Genomic DNA, 19,005 nt, shown 5'->3' with positions numbered 1-19,005 from the left:
TCTTACATACAGGAGAGGGGAGGTGCTGAAATGAAAAAAAAGCCCCCCCAATTGGAGGACTTTTAAAAGGTAAGAAAGTTTAAAACTCTGTTGATTTCCCTTCCAGGAGCTTCGCTTGCCTGCGGGCGGTCCGTGAGCCTCCTCGGCTTGCAGCCTGTGGGGTCTCACCTGTCCCTTCCTCCCGCGGGCGTCTGCGCGCCTTCCACTCCAATCAACAAGGTGATCTCATTCATCGAAGGGTTTTGAAAACAGATCTGACCGAGTTAACTGAAAAAGTATTAACATTTAGCTTACGCAATTTTCAGCTGTGGATTGGAGCAAATGGCGAAGACTCCAGCGGGGGAGTAATGGTAGATTGAGACCCCTGAAGCGTTGTGAGGAGGCTCAAGCACCGTTCCGCGGAAAGCGAAGCCGTTTGCGGAAAGGAACAGCGAAGCTAACCAATTACTTAATTTTTTGATAAAGATAACTTATGATGCTTTTTCGTGGACGAAGGATTTGGTTACCCATATGCGGGATTTCCAGCGATATAGCATGATAATGCCGCGCAACCACTCATCTAAAATCATCGCAATCCACACCCCGACTAAACCAAATCCAAAATGAATGCCAAGCACATAGGAAACAGTAACACTAACACCCCACATCGATAAAATCCCGATATAAACAGGGAACCTGACATCCCCAGCAGCACGCAAAGCATTGATTACAACAAGGTTGAATGAACGCCCCGGTTCTAATATCACAGTAAATAAAATCAGCGTACCTCCAAGTGCAATAATATCCGGGTTATCTGTAAAGAATCCCAAAAGAGTATCAGAGAAAAACGCGATCGGAATAGCGGTCAAAATAGAAATCAAGATGGCGAGGCGTAAACTTTTTATACATCGTTTATATGCTTCTTCCACTTTTCCAGCCCCAATCTGATGACCTATCATTATTTGCGTACCCTGACTGATAGCAACACTAAATAAGAAGATAAACATCATCAAACTTTGGGCGTACACTTTAGTTGTTAATGCTTCTGTTCCTATCATGACAATGAAATAGGTAATAACGATCTGAGAAGTATTATAGGACAAGTGCTCTCCGGCTGATGGAATCCCTATTTTTAATAAATTTTTTAAATGACTTACAGGCAGGCGGAACATCTTCTTAAATGGCAAAGGTTCTTCAATTCTTTTAAATAGAAGAATAGTAATGACGATTAAACCTAAAGCCCTGCTTGTTACGGTGGATATCGCTACACCCTCCACGCCTAGGACAGGGATGCCGAACGGACCAAATATAAATAAATAGTTTCCGATAACATTGATAATATTCATTCCAATGGTTACATACATGGCATCTCTAGTGAAACCATAGCTTCTGATGGTAGCACCCATCGTAATGACGAGAGCCTGAACAAACGAGAAGATCCCGACCATTTTCAGATACGAATCTGCCTCTGTTAAAAGTTCAGGAGGGAGGTCCATCAATAATAAAAGCTTAGAACTGAAAAGGAACACTACGATACTGATGGCTATACTGAAAATGAGATTTGCTCCGATAGAGACAACCGTAACTTCTGCTGCAATTTCTCTGTTCTTTGATCCAAGATATTGTGCAACAAGAATAGTCGTACCTGTTGCGATGAAACCAAACATGACAATCAGCATAAACAAGATCTGATTGGCAACCCCGACGGCTGCAACGGAGTCATCTGAATACTGACTCAACATTAATATATCTGCATTCCCCATTAGCATGTGAAGAAGTACTTCAATAAATATCGGCCATGTTAAGGCAAAAAGGGTGAGTTTCTTTGTATTTGTTTCTTTCATTTTATTACTCCTTTTGATGATTCCGACATAAAACCATTCCTAGTTTAAACGCATTTGATTATAATAGAAAGAGATGATTTCGATACTTATTGGATTTTTACGACTTGAGGTGTAAGGAATGTCAATGATAGCTATGTCCATTCCGCCGTTTCCCACTTTTATAAGAGGCGGAGAATATACATTTCATAAAGGAGAACGGCACTTTTCCCGGGTGTTTACCGTTTTTGATCTTTTATATGTTAAAAAAGGTGCCTTGTATATGCAAGAGGACGAGAAGAAGTTTGTGGTGAAAGAAGGTCAATATGTCATATTGGTTCCAGGTGAAAGACACGAGGGCTATGATGATTGCAATGAACAAACCGACTATTTCTGGTTGCATTTTGTCATCCCAGGAAATGAATTTCAGATAGTAGAGGATAAAGATTTGGATTGGTCCTTTGTATATAAAAAAGAACCAACATTTACAGAAGTAGGTTACTATCAGTTTCATATTCCGCAGTGGGGTGAGGTAAAAAGACGGGAAATCGTGGAACAGCAATTGGAAACACTACTTACTACAAGAGATGGGGATGCACATGTCCCAGATGATTACTTGAAGCAACAAATTCAATTCTCTGAGTTCATCGTGCAGTTGCAAAAAGAGGCATTCTCGATTCCCAGTGCGACCGAGAAGGTGTGCGAGAGTGCCATGAAGTATATTCAAGAGAACTATAAAAAGCCTGTTAATATGAGTGTGTTAAAAGAGGAATTGAATTTTCACCCGGATTATTTGACACGTTGTATGCAAAAAACAATAGGAATAAGTCCTATGCAGTATTTAACCCATTACCGTTTGCATCATGCGAAAAAGCTTTTGGCGGAAACGGAGTACAAGGTATCAGCAATTTCCCGAGAGGTGGGAATCGATGATGTTACCTATTTTTCTAAGTTGTTTAAGAAGGTGGAGGGCACAACACCGATGGAGTATAGAAGATTGGTGCATAGGAAGTGAGTTCGTTAAATAAGAAATGCCCGCTACTTTCCATAGCGGGCATTTCCATTTTACTAAATAAAATTAATACGCTAAAATCTGAAAGCCGTACGCCGGAAGCTTCACTTGCAATGCAGTGGCGTCAGCAGCAAAAGCAAACTCTTCGCCGTTCCACAGGTCGCGCATTACCGTGCCTTTTACACCATCAGGCAAGGTAACGACCAAGTCTTTGTCGCTATTATTAACAACAAATAAAATTCTTTCCCCGGTGGAATTAGAAATCTTCTCGTACATTACGTGATTGGTTTCATCATTTGCTTCAATAAAATGAATATCGCCGTGGTTTCCGAATACAGGAAGCTCTTTGCGAAGTCCAATAAGCTTCTTCACGAATGCAAACATATCAAGATCTTGTTTTTCTTTTTCCCACACCATGCACTTGCGGCAACCAGGATCTTGATCACCTGTCATGCTGAACTCATCACCATAATAAATGCATGGAGCGCCTACAAAGGATAATTGGAACAAGAATAGTAACTTCAGCTTGTCTTTGTTTTCTTCACAAATAGTCAAGATTCTAGGCGTATCATGACTGCCCAGTAAGTTAAATGCAACTTCATTTACGTTAATAGGGTAAGAGTGCATCACTTTGGAAATGGAATTTGCAAATTCAGTTGCCTTGGTTTTGTTTTTAGCAAGAAAATCAAGAGTAGCGGTGGTGAATGGATAGTTCATGACAGCGTCAAACTGATCACCTTGCAACCATGGCATAGAATCATGCCAGATTTCACCAAGAATGTAGACATCCTCTTTTTCAGCCTTCACAGCCTTACGGAAGTCTCTCCAGAACTGATGATCGACTTCGTTTGCAACATCCAATCTCCACCCGTCGATGTTAAATTCCCTTACCCAATAACGGCCCACTTCCAATAAATATTCCTTTACTTCTGGATGTTCCGTATTGAGCTTAGGCATGTCCGAAACAAATGCAAATGCATCATAATTCGGTTTAGGCTTAGTCACAACAGGGAAGTCCCAAATGTGGAACCAATCCCTATACTTCGATTTTTCTCCATTCTTTAAGACATCCTGAAACGGTTCCCAGAAATAGCCGCTATGGTTGAACACAGCATCAAGCATTATTTTAATTCCCTTTTCATGACAAACTTCCACAAGTTTCTTGAAGGTCTCTTTCGTCCCGAATTGCGGGTCGATCTCCATGTAATCGATGGTGTCATATTTATGATTGGATTTTGCTTTAAAAATTGGAGTGAAGTAAATGCCTGTGATGCCTAATTCTACTAGATGGTCGATATGTTCTATAACCCCCTCGAAGTCACCTCCGAAAAAGTTAGTTGTAGAAGGGTCTGTGCTTCCCCATGGAAGAGCGCCCTTTGGATCGTTTTCTTTGTTGCCGTTTCCGAAGCGTTCGGGGAAAATTTGATACCAAACAGTATCTTTTACCCATGTTGGAGCTTGGAAGACATCTATTTTGTTTAGAAAAGGAAAGCAGAAGTAAAGTCCGCAGTCTTTAGGTTCTTCTTCGTAAAAGCCTTTTTCATTATAAATAATGGTTTCTTCCTCAGATTTAAGGGCAAAACCGTATCGTAGACGTCTGTACTCTGGGGAAACCTCTGCAAGCCAATAATCATAAAGGTCATCTGAACCTGTTTTCTTCATTGGCTTTTTAAGTGAAATCCATTCGCCGTCTTCCCATATATATGGGTCGCCATAAATTAATTCTACCGATTCCACATCGTCTTTCTTTGTTTGCAGACGAATGTGTAAAGTTGTTTCATTATAGGCGTATGCAAAATTGTTTTTTGGACGATGGAATATTGCTTCCTTAAGCATATAGCATTCAACCTCTCCCTCATGCAATCGCTTGCATTTTTTACGAAAAAAAATGGTTGAAATGGTTTCATTGCCATTTTATTCAACATAAGGGTATGTCAAAAAAGAAACAATGTCAATGAAAACAGAATGGATAAAGGAAAGGAGAAGGTGACGGAAAAAACTTCGTGATGCTAAAGATCTGATGAAAGTATGATAAATTCATATATACCAAGGGTTTTAATAGGTAGACCTGATCATGCATACTTTTAAACTATCAGTATATTAAAGTTTTTTTAAAAAACAGGTTGTCAATTGGGCGAATACATGTATAATAAAAAGTGAAAGTTGTGCAATCGTTTTCATGAAAAATGTAAGCGTTATATGTTTTCGCTTACATTTTATGCAATCGTTTGTGCATCTTAGTAGAAAGATTATTCAAAATGACGGAGGGGTCAAAATGAAAAAGTTTTTAGCAATGCTTATGGTTGCTGTCCTAACTCTAGGCGTACTTGCAGCTTGTGGTCCACAACGTGACACAGGTAACAACGCTGGAGGTAACGGTGGTTCAGCTGAAGGCGAAGGTACTACAACTGAGGGTGTAGATAAGCCCGAAAAGTTAACAGTTTGGGTAAATGATGATGAGAAACAAAGAGCGGCATTAGATGAAATCTTTGCAGCTTATACAGAAGAAACTGGTATTGAAGTTGAAGCTACTGGTATTTCTATGTTGGATCAAGTTGAAGCGCTTGCTCTTGACGGTCCAGCAGGTAACGGTCCAGACGTTTTCTTTGGTCCACATGACCGTCTTGGTGATATCGTTCTTCGTGGTCTAGCAGACCCAATCGACTTAGGGGAAGATGCTTCTCTTTACAGTGAAACTGCTATGAATGCAGTAACAGTTGATGGTGAAGCATATGGAGTACCTCAAGTTCTAGAAACTTACGGTATGTTCTACAATAAAGATCTTGTATCTGCAGAAGAAATTGCAACAATGGAAGGCCTTATGAAAGTTGCTGAAGAGCAAACTGACGCTGGTCAAGACAAATACGGATTCTTAATGGAAGCAACTAACTTCTACTTTGTTTATCCGTTCTTCGCTGGTAACGGCGGTTATGTATTCAACAACGATGGTTCTGGGTTTGACGCTTCTGACATCGGTCTTGCTAATGAGGGTGCTGTTGAAGGTGGAGCATTAATTCAATCTTGGTTCGACAATGGTTACATCCCTAAAGAAATCAATGGCGACATCATGAGTGGTCTTTTCACTGAAGGTAAAGTTGCAACTGTTCTTACAGGTCCTTGGAACATCGCTACTTACAAAGATGCTTTAGGTGACAATTTAGGTACAGCTACATTACCAAAGCTTGACAATGGAGACGTTCCTAAGTCTTTCGTTGGTGTAAAAGCTTGGATGTTAAGCTCTTACTCTGAGAATCAGGAGTGGGCAATCGACTTAATGAAATACATCACAAACTATGACAATGCAATGAAATACTATCAAGCTGCTGGTGAAATGCCTGCACTTCAAGAAGCATTAGATAGCGAAGAGATTGCCAACGATGAAATCATCGGTGCATTCGCTGAGCAAACTCAATATGGTGAGCCAATGCCAAACATTCCACAAATGCAACAAGTTTGGGATCCAATGGGTAGCGCTCTTCAGTTCATCGCTAACGGAGACGATGTTGGTGAAGTTTTAGAAGAAGCGGTTCAAACAATCGAAGATAATATTGCGGCTAGTGGAGCTGAATAATTACTAACGATTAAACCTGGTGGGTAGACTAAGCTGCAACGCTAGTCTATCCACTATATTTCTTTAAGAGGAGGATCTGCTATGTCCGGCACAGCAACTGAAAAAATGCGCTCACACAATCCAACCTTAGCGATGGTCCTTTCCATTATTTTTGCAGGGTTAGGTCAACTCTATAACCGCAGATATGCGAAAGGGATTACATTCATCATTATTGAAGCTGCATTTTTGATTACGTTTTTCGAGTTTCTTAACATTGGTTATTGGGGCCTATTCACACTTGGAGAAATTCCTCGAGTAGACCACTCCATCTTTTTATTAATACAAGGACTAATTTCTGTTATTATCACTGTTTTTGCAGTGGCCTTATACTACCTGAACGTAGTGGATGCAAGAAATAACGCAATCGACTTGAAGTTAGGAAAAGAAAAGCCGACTGTAAAAGAAGCGCTTAAAAACTTCTATGACAATGGTTTCCCTTACTTTATGGTTATTCCAGGATTGATCCTGCTTTTGTTCATCGTTGTGCTTCCTTTAATGTTCATGGTTTCCTTGGCATTCACTGATTACAACCTATATAACACACCGCCAAGAGCATTATTAAGTTGGGTAGGTTTTGAGAACTTTACAAGTCTGGTATCGATTCCACTTTGGAAAACTACTTTTGTAAGTGTATTTGCCTGGACGATTGTTTGGACAGTTTGTGCAACAACTGGACAGATCGCATTAGGACTATTTTTAGCATTGCTAGTAAATGACCCCCGCATTAAATATAAACGCTTTATCCGTACGATTTTGATTTTACCTTGGGCAGTACCTGCTTTCGTTACAATCTTGATTTTTGCTGCGATGTTCAATGATCGCTTCGGGGCCATTAACCGTGACATACTAGGTACAATCGGTGTTGCGCTTCCTTGGTTGACCGATCCGTTCTATACAAAAATCGCCATTATCATGATTCAAACATGGCTTGGATTCCCATTTGTATTCGCATTGTTCACAGGGGTACTTCAAAGTATCTCGAAGGACTGGTACGAAGCGGCAGATGTAGATGGCGGAACACGATTCCAGAAATTCCGTTTTATCACGATGCCACATCTATTATTTGCAACTGCACCACTACTGATTATGCAATACGCAGGAAACTTCAATAACTTTAACATCATCTATCTATTTAACCAGGGTGGTCCTGCTGTACGTGGACAAAATGCCGGCGGGTCGGACATCTTGATTTCATGGGTATACAAACTGACATTCGATACGAGTAACTACAACATGGCAGCAGCTATATCTATTATACTCGGACTAATTGTAGCCGGTTTTGCCTTCTTCCAATTCCGTCGTACTCGTTCGTTTAAAGAGGAGGGTAATATTTAATGAACCTTAAAACGAAATCCAAGATCGAAGTATCATTGATCTATCTATTCCTAGGCTTCATGTTCATCATTATTGCCTATCCGCTTTTATGGACAATCGGCTTATCTTTGAATCCTGGAACAAGTCTTTATTCTGCTTCCATGATTCCGGAAAACTGGTCACTTGAGCACTATGTTTGGTTATTTACTGATCCACAGAGTGACTACTTGATCTGGTATAAAAATAGTATTCTTGTCGCGATCGCCAATTCATTTTTCTCTGTTATGATTACGGCGTTTGTAGCGTACGCATTCTCTCGTTACCGTTTCAGAGGTAGAACGTATGGACTATACGCATTCTTATTATTGCAAATGTTCCCAGCGTTAATGGCTATGGTAGCCATTTATATCTTACTGAACATGGTAGGTTTATTAGATTCTCTTGTAGGTTTGACAATCGTGTATATCGGTGGACAGATTCCATTTAATGCATGGCTTGTAAAAGGGTATTTCGATACGATTCCAAAAGAGTTGGATGAAGCGGCTAGAATGGACGGAGCAGGACATTTTGGAGTATTCTTTAAAATCATGCTTCCACTAGCGAAGCCTATTCTCGCGGTTGTAGCGCTATTTAACTTCATGGCGCCATTTACAGACTTTATCTTGCCACGAATTGTATTGAGAAGCCCGGAGAACTTCACGTTGGCACTAGGATTGTTCAACTTTATCAATGATCAATTTGCTAACAACTTCACTCGTTTTGCAGCAGGTTCCATCCTGATTGCCATTCCAATAGCATTGTTATTCCTGTTCTTACAACGCTATTTGATTGCGGGACTAACTGCAGGTGGAACAAAAGGATAAGAATAGTATATAATCGTTTATGGAAAGCAAGGGTTCAGGTAACCGTAAGCTGAAAGACTAAAACGATTTAAGGGAGGGAAGCGGAATTGATGAAAAGAGTGATGGGGCTCATTCTCGTTCCGTTTCTTCTTTTTTCTGCATGGTTCGTTCCATCCGTTCAACCTGTAAACGCTGAAAAAGAAGAACACGCATGGCAAGATGAGATTATTTATTTTATCATGATTGACCGATTTAATAATGGCGACACCTCAAATGACTTTGAGGTAAACCGAGATGATCCAAAATCATATCACGGCGGAGATTTCCGTGGAATTACAGAAAAGCTAGATTACTTAAAGGATATGGGATTCACTGCCCTTTGGCTGACCCCAATCGTTCAGAATGAAGAAAAAGGGTACCATGGCTATTGGACGGAAGACTTCTATAATACAGAAGAACATTTCGGTAGCATCGAAGAATTTAAGGAACTAGTGAAAGAAGCACACAAGAGAGACATGAAAATTATCGTGGACCTTGTTGTCAACCACACTGGTTACCAGCACGCATGGCTAAATGAAGAAGACAAACAGGACTGGTTTCACCCTAATGAACCTATCCGCAACTGGGATGACCAAGAACAAGTGGAAAACGGCTGGATTTACGGTCTTCCAGATTTAAATCAAGACAATCCAGAGACCAGAAAATACCTCATTGACATGGCTAAATGGTGGATTGAAGAGACAGACATTGACGGCTACAGATTAGACACCGTAAAACATGTTCCGAAAGATTTCTGGAAAGAGTTTTCAGAAGAAATGAAATCGGTAAAAGAAGACTTTTTCCTAATCGGGGAAGTATGGCATGATGACCCGAACTATGTGGCAGGTTATCAAGAAACAGGAATAGATTCGTTCGTTGATTTTCCGACATACAATGAAATTACGCGTGTATTTTCTGGACCAGATGAATCCTTGACTCGCTTGGATTCATTGTTCCAAAATAAGCAAAAACTCTATGAGAATCCGTATGTCCTAGGAACGTTTATGGACAATCATGATGTAGAGCGCTTTACAAGAGCAGCCATCAAAAAGAAACAGCATCCTCCAACACGGTTGAAGCTAGCATTGGCCTATATGTACACCACACCAGGTATACCGATCATGTATTATGGGACGGAAATAGCGCTTGATGGGGGAGAAGACCCAGATAACCGAAGAGATATGAACTTTAGAGCGGACAAGGAACTAATCAATTATATTACAAAGCTTGCAGAACTTCGTAAAACCATGCCAAGTTTAACACACGGTACGTATGAGATGGTGTATGACGACAATGCCATGGCCGTTATTAAACGGGAGTACGAAGGGGAAATTACCTTTGTCGCAATCAATAACTCCAGTGAAACGCAAGTTGCTCCTATCAACGCAGAACTTGTAGGTGAGGATCTTGAACTGCGTGGCACTTTGGGAGATGAATTGGTTCGTAATTCTGACGGGAAATACACAATCGGACTAGACAGAGAAACGGCAGAGATCTATACCGTGAAAGAGGATTCGGGTATTAATGTCGGGTTTGTCAGTGCGATGGCATTGATTTACGGTGGCTTTATTGCATTTATCGCAGCTGCGGTAATGAGAAGAAAGAAAAAGAATAAACAATAAATGTGCCTAGCTCCTCCTTTATGGGGGGAAGGTACAGTTCATTTTGTATACGTTTCCAATTAATGAAGGGGGAGGGAAAGGTGCATGGCAGTTACTATAAAAGATGTCGCAAAGATTGCCAATGTGGCACCTTCCACAGTTTCTCGGGTAATCGCGAACAATCCACGCATAAGTGAAAAAACAAAAAAGCGCGTGAGAGAAGCAATGGAAGAGCTTGGATACCATCCAAACTTTATTGCCAGAAGCCTGGCTAATCAATCTACACAAGTAATCGGACTTGTGATGCCGGCATCAGCAGATAAAACGTTTCAAAACCCATTTTTCCCAGAGGTGCTAAGGGGAATTAGCACAGCTGCACACGAAAAACAATATGCCCTTCAAATGTCAACCGGAGTAACCGGCAACGAGATATTAGAAGGTGTCATGCAGATGGTTCAAGGACGCCGTGTTGATGGCATCATCCTTCTGTATTCGGCTGTCGAAGATAAAATCATCAAGTATTTGCAAAAAGAGTGCTTTCCATTTGTCGTCATCGGTAAACCGTTTGAACAGGTAGAAGAGATTACTCATGTGGATAATGACAATTACCGTGCCGCAAAAGAAGCGACACAGCATCTTATCGGACTTGGCCATAAGCGAGTGGCATTTGTCGGAGGAAGCATTCAATTGGTGGTAACCATTGACCGATTGCTGGGCTATGAAAAAGCGATCAGGGACGCAGGAATTCCTTACAAAGATGAATACATCATTCATGAGGAATTTTTGAAAGAAGGAGGACAAGAAGCGATTTCTGAACTTCTTTCTCTTGAGGAGCCCCCTACAGCTCTGGTTGTATCTGATGACCTGATGTCACTCGGTATCCTCAATACCTTGCATGACATGGGAATTTCCGTACCGGACCAGATGTCCATTGTAAGCTTTAATAATGTGTTGCTTGCAGAAGTGGCAAGGCCGCCATTGACTTCTGTTGACATCAACATCTTTCAACTAGGCTTTCAGGCTGCCAAGACATTGATCCAAAAGGTAAAAGATCCGTCTGAGCCGACAAAGCGGATCATCATCCCACATACGATGGTGAAGCGCCAGACATGTAAGGATATGACGAAGTGAAGAAGTTTGTAAGAAATTGAATGACGGAAGCCGACCTCTATTGATGGGGTTGGCTTTTTCTATAATTAAGAAGATATAATCCGGTTGATTTCCGTTCCAGGCGCTTCGCTTGCCTGCGGGCGGTCCGTGAGCCTTCTCAGGCTTCGCCTTCCGGGGTCTCACCTGTCCCTTCCTCCCGCGGGCGTCTGCGCGCCTTCCACTTCAATCAACAGGATGACTTCATTCAATACTAACCTATTAAAACTCGCTGGATTTTTGGTGATTTCTTGTGATTTTAGTGGGGTGAAAAAGGGTTCGGTCAATTTTATTAGTTGTTTAGACAATTAAAGACTAATAAATGGATAGCTTCGGACATTTGTTTTCGGACTTCGGTCAACTTTTATATATGGTTTGGACACTCTATTTTTTGGTTCGGTCAATTATCCCAAAACTTCGGTCAACTTTTCAAAATCTTCGGTCAACAATCCGGAAACTTCGGCCAACTTTCGAAAAACTTCGGACATTTACACAATATGACCCCCTTCCCGCAGAAAAACACCCAAAAAAGCGCTCTTTATTATTTAAAGAGCGCCATGTATCATCTATTTCCCCTATTAACCGTTCACAATCTTCCCGCCGTTCACATGCAGCATCTGTCCGGTCATGTAAGAGGCGTCATCACTTGCTAAAAACACGTAGCTTGGTGCGACCTCTTCAGGCTGCCCAGGCCGCTTCATAGGCGTATTTGCTCCGAAGCTAGCAACCTTGCCGCTTGAAAACGTTGACGGTATCAAAGGCGTCCAGATCGGTCCTGGAGCCACTCCATTAACGCGTATCCCTTTTCCAACCAATTGCAGAGCCAAAGAACGCGTAAAGGCCACGATGGCACCTTTGGTAGCCGAATAATCCACCAGCAGTTCATTACCAGCATAAGCTGTCACAGATGCGGTATTGATAATGCAACTCCCGCTTGCCAAAAAAGGTAGTGCAGCCTTAGTTAAATAGAAAAAGGAAAAAATATTTGTTCTGAATGTTTTCTCCAACTGCACAGCGGTAATATCCTCAATACTTTCTTGTGGATGCTGTTCGGCGGCATTATTAACAAGAATATCTATTTTACTAAAATTGGCCATCGTTTCATCTACAATTTGCTTGCAGAAAGCTTCTTCACCAATATCTCCTGCAATAAGATGACATTTTCGACCTTCCGCTTTCACTTGCCTTTGTGTTTCCTTCGCATCCTCGTGTTCATTTAAATAGACGACTACAACGTCTGCCCCTTCTTTTGCATAATAAATAGCGACAGCTCTACCGATCCCACTGTCTCCGCCAGTAATGATGGCCACTTTATCCTTTAACTTTTCACTGCCTTTATATGTTGAGTCCTCAGACTTAGGTTTAGGTGTCATCTCGGACTCTATGCCAGGCTGCTGGTTTTGATGCTGTGGGGGAAGCGTTTGTTTCTGTTGATTTGTCATAATTAGCACCTCCGATAATCTTTCCTATTATGAGAAAAGCGCCTATAATTTATCCAAAGGGAGAAAAAAGGGGAGAGATACGATGATAATAAGAGAAGCAAGAATAGAAGATGCTGAAGCGCTTTTAAAGCATGCAAAAAAAGTATATGGGGAGGGGCGTAACCTATTGACCTCACCGGAAGAATTCAACGTCACAGTAGAGCAGGAAGTACAATGGTTAAAAGGTAATATGGAAAAAGGACACCTAACCCTCGTGGCAGAACAAGGCTCCTCCAATATTGTTGGAATGATCAATGCCACCAAAGGCTCTAGAAAAAGAGTAAAGCATATCTGCATGTTTGGCATCAGCATACAGGAAGAGTACTGTAACAATGGCTTAGGAAGCAAGATGATACAAAAACTGCTTGATTGGGCAAAAGAGGATAAAGATATAGAGAAAGTGTGCCTAGAAGTGTTCGCCCACAATGAACGTGCCATCCATTTATATGAAAAACTAGGATTTAAAGTGGAAGGAAGAAAAGAAAGGCATGTGAAATTTGAGGACGGAACGTATTCGGACGAACTGATAATGGGGAAATTTATATAAAATAAAATACCCCCGTCATGTTTTGGACGGGGGTATATATGTATGGGTGCAGCTTAACGGTAGTTTACAAATTGCAGGTCGATATCCAAGTCAGCCTCACGAAGAGCAGCAATCACCTGTTGAAGATCATCACGATTCTTTCCTGTAACACGTACCTGATCATCCTGGATTTGCGTTTTCACTTTTAATCCAGAGTTTTTGATGATGGTGTTGATTTTTTTCGTATTGTCTTTATCAATGCCTTGTACAAGCTTTCCGCGCTGGCGAACGGCTCCTTTAGAAGCATCTTCAATTTTACCGTATTGAATATTTTTCGTTGGAACATTTCGCTTAATCATTTTACTAACCATTACATCTTTCAGTTGATCTAATTTAAATTCACTGTCGGAAAGAAGGACAATTTCTTCTTTTTCTAACTTGATGTCACTGACAGAACCTTTAAAGTCAAATCGATTCTGAATTTCTTTTAACGCAATATTAATAGCGTTTGTCACTTCGGATAAATCTACTTTTGAAACAATATCAAAAGAACTCTCTTTTGCCATGGAAATCCCTCCACTATAGGTTTAAAAATTTTACCAAATGGTAATCGTAAGAAAATATCGCTTTCTGTTCCTAATTATAGTAGAATAAAGCGATTTGGACAACTTAATCAAAGTCATGTACACTTTACATAACAAACTCCAACATTCATTGGTTTATGAATGTGGATGATAATAATGGGCAAAAAGGAAGGTATAGCGAAATGATGCAAACAGGTACAGTATTAGAATTGACGGTTGATCGCGAGACGCCGCTTGGATATATGCTAACAGATGGAGAAGAGACTATCCTACTTCATAAAAATGAAGCAACAAGAGAATTAGGGGAAGATGAAACGGTCGAGGTTTTTTTATACTCTGACCAAAAAAGCCGTATTACTGCTACCATGACGATTCCAAAAGGTCTTAACGGGCATGAGTGGATGGAAGTGGTGGAACCGCTGCCGGGCCTTGGCGTTTTTATAAACATCGGAATCGCCAAGGATGCACTTATTCCTGCAGATGACCTTCCAGTGTTTGAAGAAATTTGGCCGCAAGTTGGAGACCATTTGCTGTGCCGAGTAAAAACGGACCGCCGTGGAAAATTGATTGGAAAACTTGCTACACAAGATGTAATGTTAGACAGATCCATTAACGCACCATCCGATATCCTTAATCAAAATATTCAAGGGACTATCTACCGCCTTTTAAAAGTAGGAAGCTACATGATATCAAATGAAGGCTATGTAGGCTTCATTCATAACTCAGAACGCAAGGAAGAGCCAAGATTGGGCCAGGTAGTGGAAGGAAGAGTCATTGATGTAAAGGATGACGGAACCATTAATGTCTCTCTATTGCCACGCAAACAAGAAGCAATGGATGAAGATGCCCAAGTTATCATGGACTATCTTGAGCTAAGAGGTGGAGCGATGCCTTATAGTGATAAAAGTGCCCCTGAGGATATCAAGGAGCAGTTCAATATCAGCAAAGCGGCATTTAAGCGTGCAATGGGCAAGCTCTTGAAACAAGGATTAATCCGTCAGTCCGAGGGTTGGACGTATAAAAAGGAAGAAGAAAAATAATAGTGTGTTCGGCTACGCCGGTTTTGCAGCCCATTAGGTGACTAGTGGGCTGTTTTTGTTTCTCAAAGCCTTAAGCTGTAGGTGAAGTAGGAAAACGGTAAGAGAGGGGGCGTCTCAAAGCCCGAAAGGAGAGTTGAAGTAGGAAAACAGTAAGAGAGAGAGCGTCTCAAAGCTCGAAACGAGAGTTGAAGTAGGAAAATGGTCACTTAGACTTGCTCTATACGCCCGAACAGTCGACAAACCTAAGTGGAATGTCTAATAGAACGGTTCTATACGCCCGAACTAACGACTAACGCAATCGAAATGTCTAATAGAACTTCCCCACACAAAAAAGTCGCCCCCATTAATAGAAGCGACTCTCCAATATATTCTACAAATGATCCGTCGTCTTAGAATACTGACGTTCACCTTTTTGTGCATTCTTCTCACGCTGCATATTCTTTTCATGGCGTTTCGCGTTGTTGTCTTTTGCTTTTTTGTCGTTATCGCTTGTGTGTGGCATAGAAAAACCTACCCCTTTCTGAAAAAGATAGGAATAGGTTGTCCTGCTTGCATGAAGTTATGTGTTACGCTTTTTTCCCGTTGAGGAAGAATAAGGCGATGGTTCCTGGACCAGAATGAGCACCTACTGCTGAACCGATAGATGTAATCGTGAAGTCATCACAATCACATGACTCTTTTATCATTTCTTTTAACGCTTCTGCAGTAGCAAGGTCGTCTCCATGGCTGATTCCGATCCGTTGTTCCGAAGTGTCAAAACCATTGCGCTCCCGCATCACTTCCACCATCCGGCGCAACACTTTCTTGCGGCCACGAATTTTCTCAAGTGGGACCAATTTGCCATCTTCCATATGAAGTAAAGGCTTGATATTCAAAAGCCCTCCGACAAATGCGGATGCTTTACTTACGCGCCCGCCACGAGCTAAATAATCCAAATTATCCACTGTGAAAACATGTTCCATATGACTTATATCATGATTCACGGAAGACAACAATTCTTCTTTGGATGCTCCTCCACTCGCCAATTCAACTGCACGCTTCACGACTAGTCCATATCCAAGTGAGGCGCATTTTGAATCGATGATTGTCAGGTCAAGATCAGGATATTCCTCCAATACTTCTTTTTGCATAAGTACGGCGGTTTGATATGTACCAGATAATTCGGAAGAGAATGCTACATAAATAGCGGTTTCACCTTTTTTAGCTACCTCAGTAAATAAATCTTTCATAAAAACAGGGGAAGCTTGTGAAGTTTTAACTACTTCGCCACTGCGCATGGCATCATAAACTTGTGAAGAATCAATAGTGACCATGTCCTCATATTCTGTTTCACCGAACAGTACTTTTAAAGGAATAAGGTCTACCATATCACTTGCAAAAAAATCTTTTGGTAAGTCGCTGGCACTATCTGCGATAATTCTTATTGTCATAAGGTCACCTTCTTTACTATACTTACAAGCATGGGTTAAGCTATATGAAAAAATTAACGTTCCTTCCATTAGAGGAATATTGCTCCTTTTTTCAAGTTTACCTATTAATGAACCACTCTTCAAGAAAAGAAAATCCAGATTTTCGTTTCAGGAGGGTAAAAAGAGGAAAAATACATAAAATAAGGCAGCAGGCTGTTAGGAGGTTTTTGGCCATATGGATGTGCAACAACATGTAAAAAAGGTGCTAATTGTACTGGTGGGAGCATTTTTAAACGCAATTGCGATGAACTTCTTCCTTATACCGGCGGATGTTTATGCTAGTGGATTTACAGGTGTATCCCAGCTGATATTCCGTATTTCAGAAGATTTTCTTCCTTTCACGGTATCTACAGGTATAACGTTATTGCTTCTTAATATACCGGTTACCATATTGGCGTGGAAGAAGGTAGGACGCTCTTTTACTATTTATAGTTTTTTAAGTGTTTTCTTAATGTCGTTTTTTCTAGAAGTGGTTCCGATTTACAGCTTTAACGACGACATTCTACTTAATGCTGTTTTTGGTGGTGTCATCGCTGCGGTGGGTGTCGGGTTGACACTTAAGTGGGGGGCATCCACAGGTGGTTTGGATATCATCGCGATGATTTTATCCCGGATGAAGGACAAGCCTGTCGGAACGTATTTCTTTGCTCTAAATGCGGTAATTATCGTCACAGCGGGTCTTGTGTTTGGTTGGGAAAAAGCTTTATACACACTTGTGACACTTTATGCTTCTACTCGTGTAATTGATGCGATCCATACGAGACATGAGAAATTGACTGCGATGATTGTGACGAAGAAAGGTCAGGCGGTAAAAGAAGCGATTCATGCAAAAATGGTTCGCGGTATTACGTCGGTTCCGGCACGCGGGGCTTTTACTGGGGAAGATAAGGAAATGTTGATGATTGTTATCACTCGTTATGAGATGTATGATTTGGAGCGGATTTTAAAGGAAGCGGATCCGAATGCTTTTACTAATATCGTACAGACTACTGGTATCTTTGGGTTCTTCCGGAAAGATTAAGTTCCCTTATACACCACTGGTGATTTCCGCACCGGGCTTCGCTTTCCGCGGGGCGACCTTGAGCCTCCTCACTGCGTTGCGGGGTCTCAACATTGTCGCTACTTCCCCCGCAGGAGTCTACGCCCTTTGCTCCAATCACCAGCTCGAAATTTAAAAAAACAGCGCATAAGCTCTGAGGCTAGTGCGCTGTTTTAGTTTGTTACTTGTCTTGTTGACTGTTGAAAAGTTCTTCCTGCAATTCGTGAAGCTGTGCTTTTTCAGCGTCGTTTGAATTTGCATAAGCGGAGGATAATGCGTTTTTGGCAACACTCATCGAATTCGAGTCGATTTCAGATGAATAATCATGTTTATGGTTATGTTCAGGTACAGACTCATGTTTGCCTTTTACCACATTCATCACTGCTTCACGAGCGGATTGGAATAATTGGTTTCCCATAATTATATTCCTCCAAGAGAGTTGCGTTCGGCTTGATGAGCTTTGCGCTCTTCTGCTTGTTCCATCGTCAGGTGATAAGGGATTTGTTGGTCATGAAGCTGTACAGAATTTTTACCCTGCTGAACAAAACGTTTTGATTTGCTGCTTCTACCCATTATGAAAGCCCCCCTTTTCATATCGGACAATCACTTGCCCACTATGTAGTCTAAGTAAAAATAGTGCTTTCTATTAGGCCAAATATTGGTCAGAGTTGCAGTTTTTTTTCTAAAAATACAGCAATCCCATCTTCTTCGTTACTTAATGTAATTTCGTTGGCTTTTTCTTTCAGTCCGTCAATGGCATTGCCCATTGCAACACCAGTTCCTGCATACTCAATCATTTCGTAATCATTATCTTCGTCACCAAATGCAATGATGTTTTCTTGTGGAATATTGTAATGTGCGGCCACTCTTTGTAATCCCACCGCTTTGTTCATGCCGGTTCGCACAAGCTCAATAACATGCCATGGTGCTGCCCATCGCCTGTGGTCAATCACTTCTGCGTGTACTTCCGATAAGTATTCCCTTATTTTAGGTACTTCGTCTTCACTTGCATGAATAAGGATACACGTAGGGTCCTTTTTCAATACTTTTCTCAAGTCACCAGTCTCAATCTTTGGATTGCCAAACCCGAAGATATCCAACAATTTTTCATCATGGAAGTGAAAGTAAACATCATCCATTACTTCTGCCAAAATATTATGTATGTTATATTTTTCGCTTACTTCCACTATTTCTTTTACCGTATCAATGGAAAGTGGCTCATGATAAATGCCCCATTCATCGTTGCCGGGGTAATGAACAAATGCACCGTTAAAGTTGACGATAGGTGAAGTAAGATTCATTTCTTCATAATACATGATGCTTGCTCTGTATGGTCGTCCGGTTGCAATGACGACTTCATGTCCTTGCTCCATCGCTTTTTGTAGGGCGATTTTATTTCGTTTAGAAATTTTTTTGTCGTCTGTCAATAATGTTCCGTCCAGGTCAACTGCAATTAAATGTTTTTCCACCATATCAAACTCCTTTTTTGTACAAAAAAAATAT

The 19,005-nt window shown here is 41.1% G+C and carries 18 protein-coding genes; 9 read left to right on the top strand and 9 right to left on the bottom strand.

The features are described from left to right. Nucleotides 1-470 precede the first annotated feature (470 nt). Entirely contained in the window at nt 471-1,823 is a 1,353-nt protein-coding gene (locus M313_RS0102485) for an MATE family efflux transporter (RefSeq protein WP_010192083.1), read from the bottom strand. A 118-nt stretch (nt 1,824-1,941) separates the two neighbouring features. Here M313_RS0102485 and M313_RS0102480 point away from each other — a divergent pair, with 118 nt between their 5' ends. After that, nucleotides 1,942-2,814: a helix-turn-helix domain-containing protein gene (locus tag M313_RS0102480; protein ID WP_010192082.1), complete on the top strand. Its 873-nt coding sequence runs from the start codon at nt 1,942-1,944 to the stop codon at nt 2,812-2,814. A gap of 63 nt (nt 2,815-2,877) precedes the next feature. On the opposite strand, the gene M313_RS0102475 is transcribed toward M313_RS0102480, so the two are convergent. Then, on the bottom strand, nt 2,878-4,647 hold the full coding sequence (locus M313_RS0102475) for an alpha-glycosidase (RefSeq protein ID WP_010192080.1): 1,770 nt from the start codon (nt 4,645-4,647) through the stop codon (nt 2,878-2,880). Between the two features lie 439 nt (nt 4,648-5,086). On the opposite strand from M313_RS0102475, the gene M313_RS0102470 reads away from it, so the two are divergent. The 5 genes from M313_RS0102470 to M313_RS0102450 all read left to right on the top strand — a co-directional run bounded on the left by M313_RS0102470 (nt 5,087) and on the right by M313_RS0102450 (nt 11,348). Further along, entirely contained in the window at nt 5,087-6,382 is a 1,296-nt protein-coding gene (locus tag M313_RS0102470; RefSeq protein ID WP_010192077.1) for a sugar ABC transporter substrate-binding protein, read from the top strand. A gap of 81 nt (nt 6,383-6,463) precedes the next feature. Further along, the gene (locus M313_RS0102465) at nt 6,464-7,756 is read left to right on the top strand and encodes a sugar ABC transporter permease (RefSeq protein WP_010192075.1); all 1,293 of its coding nucleotides are present in this window, start codon (nt 6,464-6,466) and stop codon (nt 7,754-7,756) included. Further along, nucleotides 7,756-8,598 carry a sugar ABC transporter permease gene (locus tag M313_RS0102460; RefSeq protein ID WP_010192074.1) on the top strand — a complete coding sequence of 281 codons (843 nt, stop codon included), beginning with the start codon at nt 7,756-7,758 and terminating at the stop codon, nt 8,596-8,598. Before M313_RS0102465 ends, M313_RS0102460 begins: the two co-directional genes overlap by 1 nt. An 89-nt stretch (nt 8,599-8,687) precedes the next feature. Then, nucleotides 8,688-10,238: an alpha-amylase family glycosyl hydrolase gene (locus tag M313_RS0102455; RefSeq protein ID WP_029326293.1), complete on the top strand. Its 1,551-nt coding sequence runs from the start codon at nt 8,688-8,690 to the stop codon at nt 10,236-10,238. 84 nt (nt 10,239-10,322) lie between these two features. After that, nucleotides 10,323-11,348, top strand: coding sequence for a LacI family DNA-binding transcriptional regulator (locus M313_RS0102450; protein WP_010192072.1), 1,026 nt, complete (start codon nt 10,323-10,325; stop codon nt 11,346-11,348). 593 nt (nt 11,349-11,941) lie between these two features. Here M313_RS0102450 and M313_RS0102440 read toward each other — a convergent pair. Further along, the gene (locus M313_RS0102440; protein WP_010192071.1) at nt 11,942-12,805 is read right to left on the bottom strand and encodes an SDR family oxidoreductase; all 864 of its coding nucleotides are present in this window, start codon (nt 12,803-12,805) and stop codon (nt 11,942-11,944) included. Nucleotides 12,806-12,887: 82 nt separating this feature from the next. Between M313_RS0102440 and M313_RS0102435 the strand changes: the two genes are divergently transcribed. Further along, a complete protein-coding gene (locus tag M313_RS0102435) occupies nt 12,888-13,391 on the top strand; it encodes a GNAT family N-acetyltransferase (protein ID WP_010192070.1) in 504 nt (167 codons plus the stop codon). A gap of 53 nt (nt 13,392-13,444) precedes the next feature. Here M313_RS0102435 and M313_RS0102430 read toward each other — a convergent pair whose 3' ends face one another. Further along, nucleotides 13,445-13,936, bottom strand: coding sequence for a YajQ family cyclic di-GMP-binding protein (locus M313_RS0102430; protein ID WP_010192059.1), 492 nt, complete (start codon nt 13,934-13,936; stop codon nt 13,445-13,447). 203 nt (nt 13,937-14,139) lie between these two features. Between M313_RS0102430 and M313_RS0102425 the strand changes: the two genes are divergently transcribed. Continuing rightward, nucleotides 14,140-14,994 (top strand): CvfB family protein, encoded by an 855-nt coding sequence (locus M313_RS0102425; protein ID WP_029326292.1) that lies wholly within the window; start codon nt 14,140-14,142, stop codon nt 14,992-14,994. Between the two features lie 370 nt (nt 14,995-15,364). Here M313_RS0102425 and M313_RS24910 read toward each other — a convergent pair whose 3' ends face one another. Both M313_RS24910 and M313_RS0102415 read right to left on the bottom strand, forming a co-directional pair. After that, nucleotides 15,365-15,496: a DUF3941 domain-containing protein gene (locus M313_RS24910; protein ID WP_010192055.1), complete on the bottom strand. Its 132-nt coding sequence runs from the start codon at nt 15,494-15,496 to the stop codon at nt 15,365-15,367. Between the two features lie 64 nt (nt 15,497-15,560). Beyond that, complete coding sequence (locus M313_RS0102415; protein WP_029326291.1) at nt 15,561-16,424, bottom strand: DegV family protein; 864 nt, start codon at nt 16,422-16,424, stop codon at nt 15,561-15,563. Nucleotides 16,425-16,638: 214 nt separating this feature from the next. On the opposite strand from M313_RS0102415, the gene M313_RS0102410 reads away from it, so the two are divergent. Next, complete coding sequence (locus M313_RS0102410) at nt 16,639-17,484, top strand: YitT family protein (RefSeq protein WP_010192050.1); 846 nt, start codon at nt 16,639-16,641, stop codon at nt 17,482-17,484. Nucleotides 17,485-17,683: 199 nt separating this feature from the next. Here the strand turns inward: M313_RS0102410 and M313_RS0102405 are convergent, their stop codons facing one another. The 3 genes from M313_RS0102405 to M313_RS0102395 form a co-directional block, all read right to left on the bottom strand. Then, nucleotides 17,684-17,920, bottom strand: coding sequence for a DUF3813 domain-containing protein (locus M313_RS0102405; protein WP_010192048.1), 237 nt, complete (start codon nt 17,918-17,920; stop codon nt 17,684-17,686). A 2-nt stretch (nt 17,921-17,922) separates the two neighbouring features. Next, nucleotides 17,923-18,075: a hypothetical protein gene (locus M313_RS26075; protein ID WP_010192046.1), complete on the bottom strand. Its 153-nt coding sequence runs from the start codon at nt 18,073-18,075 to the stop codon at nt 17,923-17,925. 89 nt (nt 18,076-18,164) lie between these two features. Beyond that, nucleotides 18,165-18,971 (bottom strand): Cof-type HAD-IIB family hydrolase, encoded by an 807-nt coding sequence (locus tag M313_RS0102395; protein ID WP_010192045.1) that lies wholly within the window; start codon nt 18,969-18,971, stop codon nt 18,165-18,167. Nucleotides 18,972-19,005: the final 34 nt, after the last annotated feature.

Origin of the sequence: Bacillus sp. m3-13 (assembly GCF_000175075.1) — a bacterium.
Classification (GTDB): domain Bacteria; phylum Bacillota; class Bacilli; order Bacillales; family Bacillaceae_I; genus Sutcliffiella_A; species Sutcliffiella_A horikoshii_C.
Note: the sequence above shows the minus strand (reverse complement) of the source record. Positions and strands in the feature narration are given on the sequence as shown.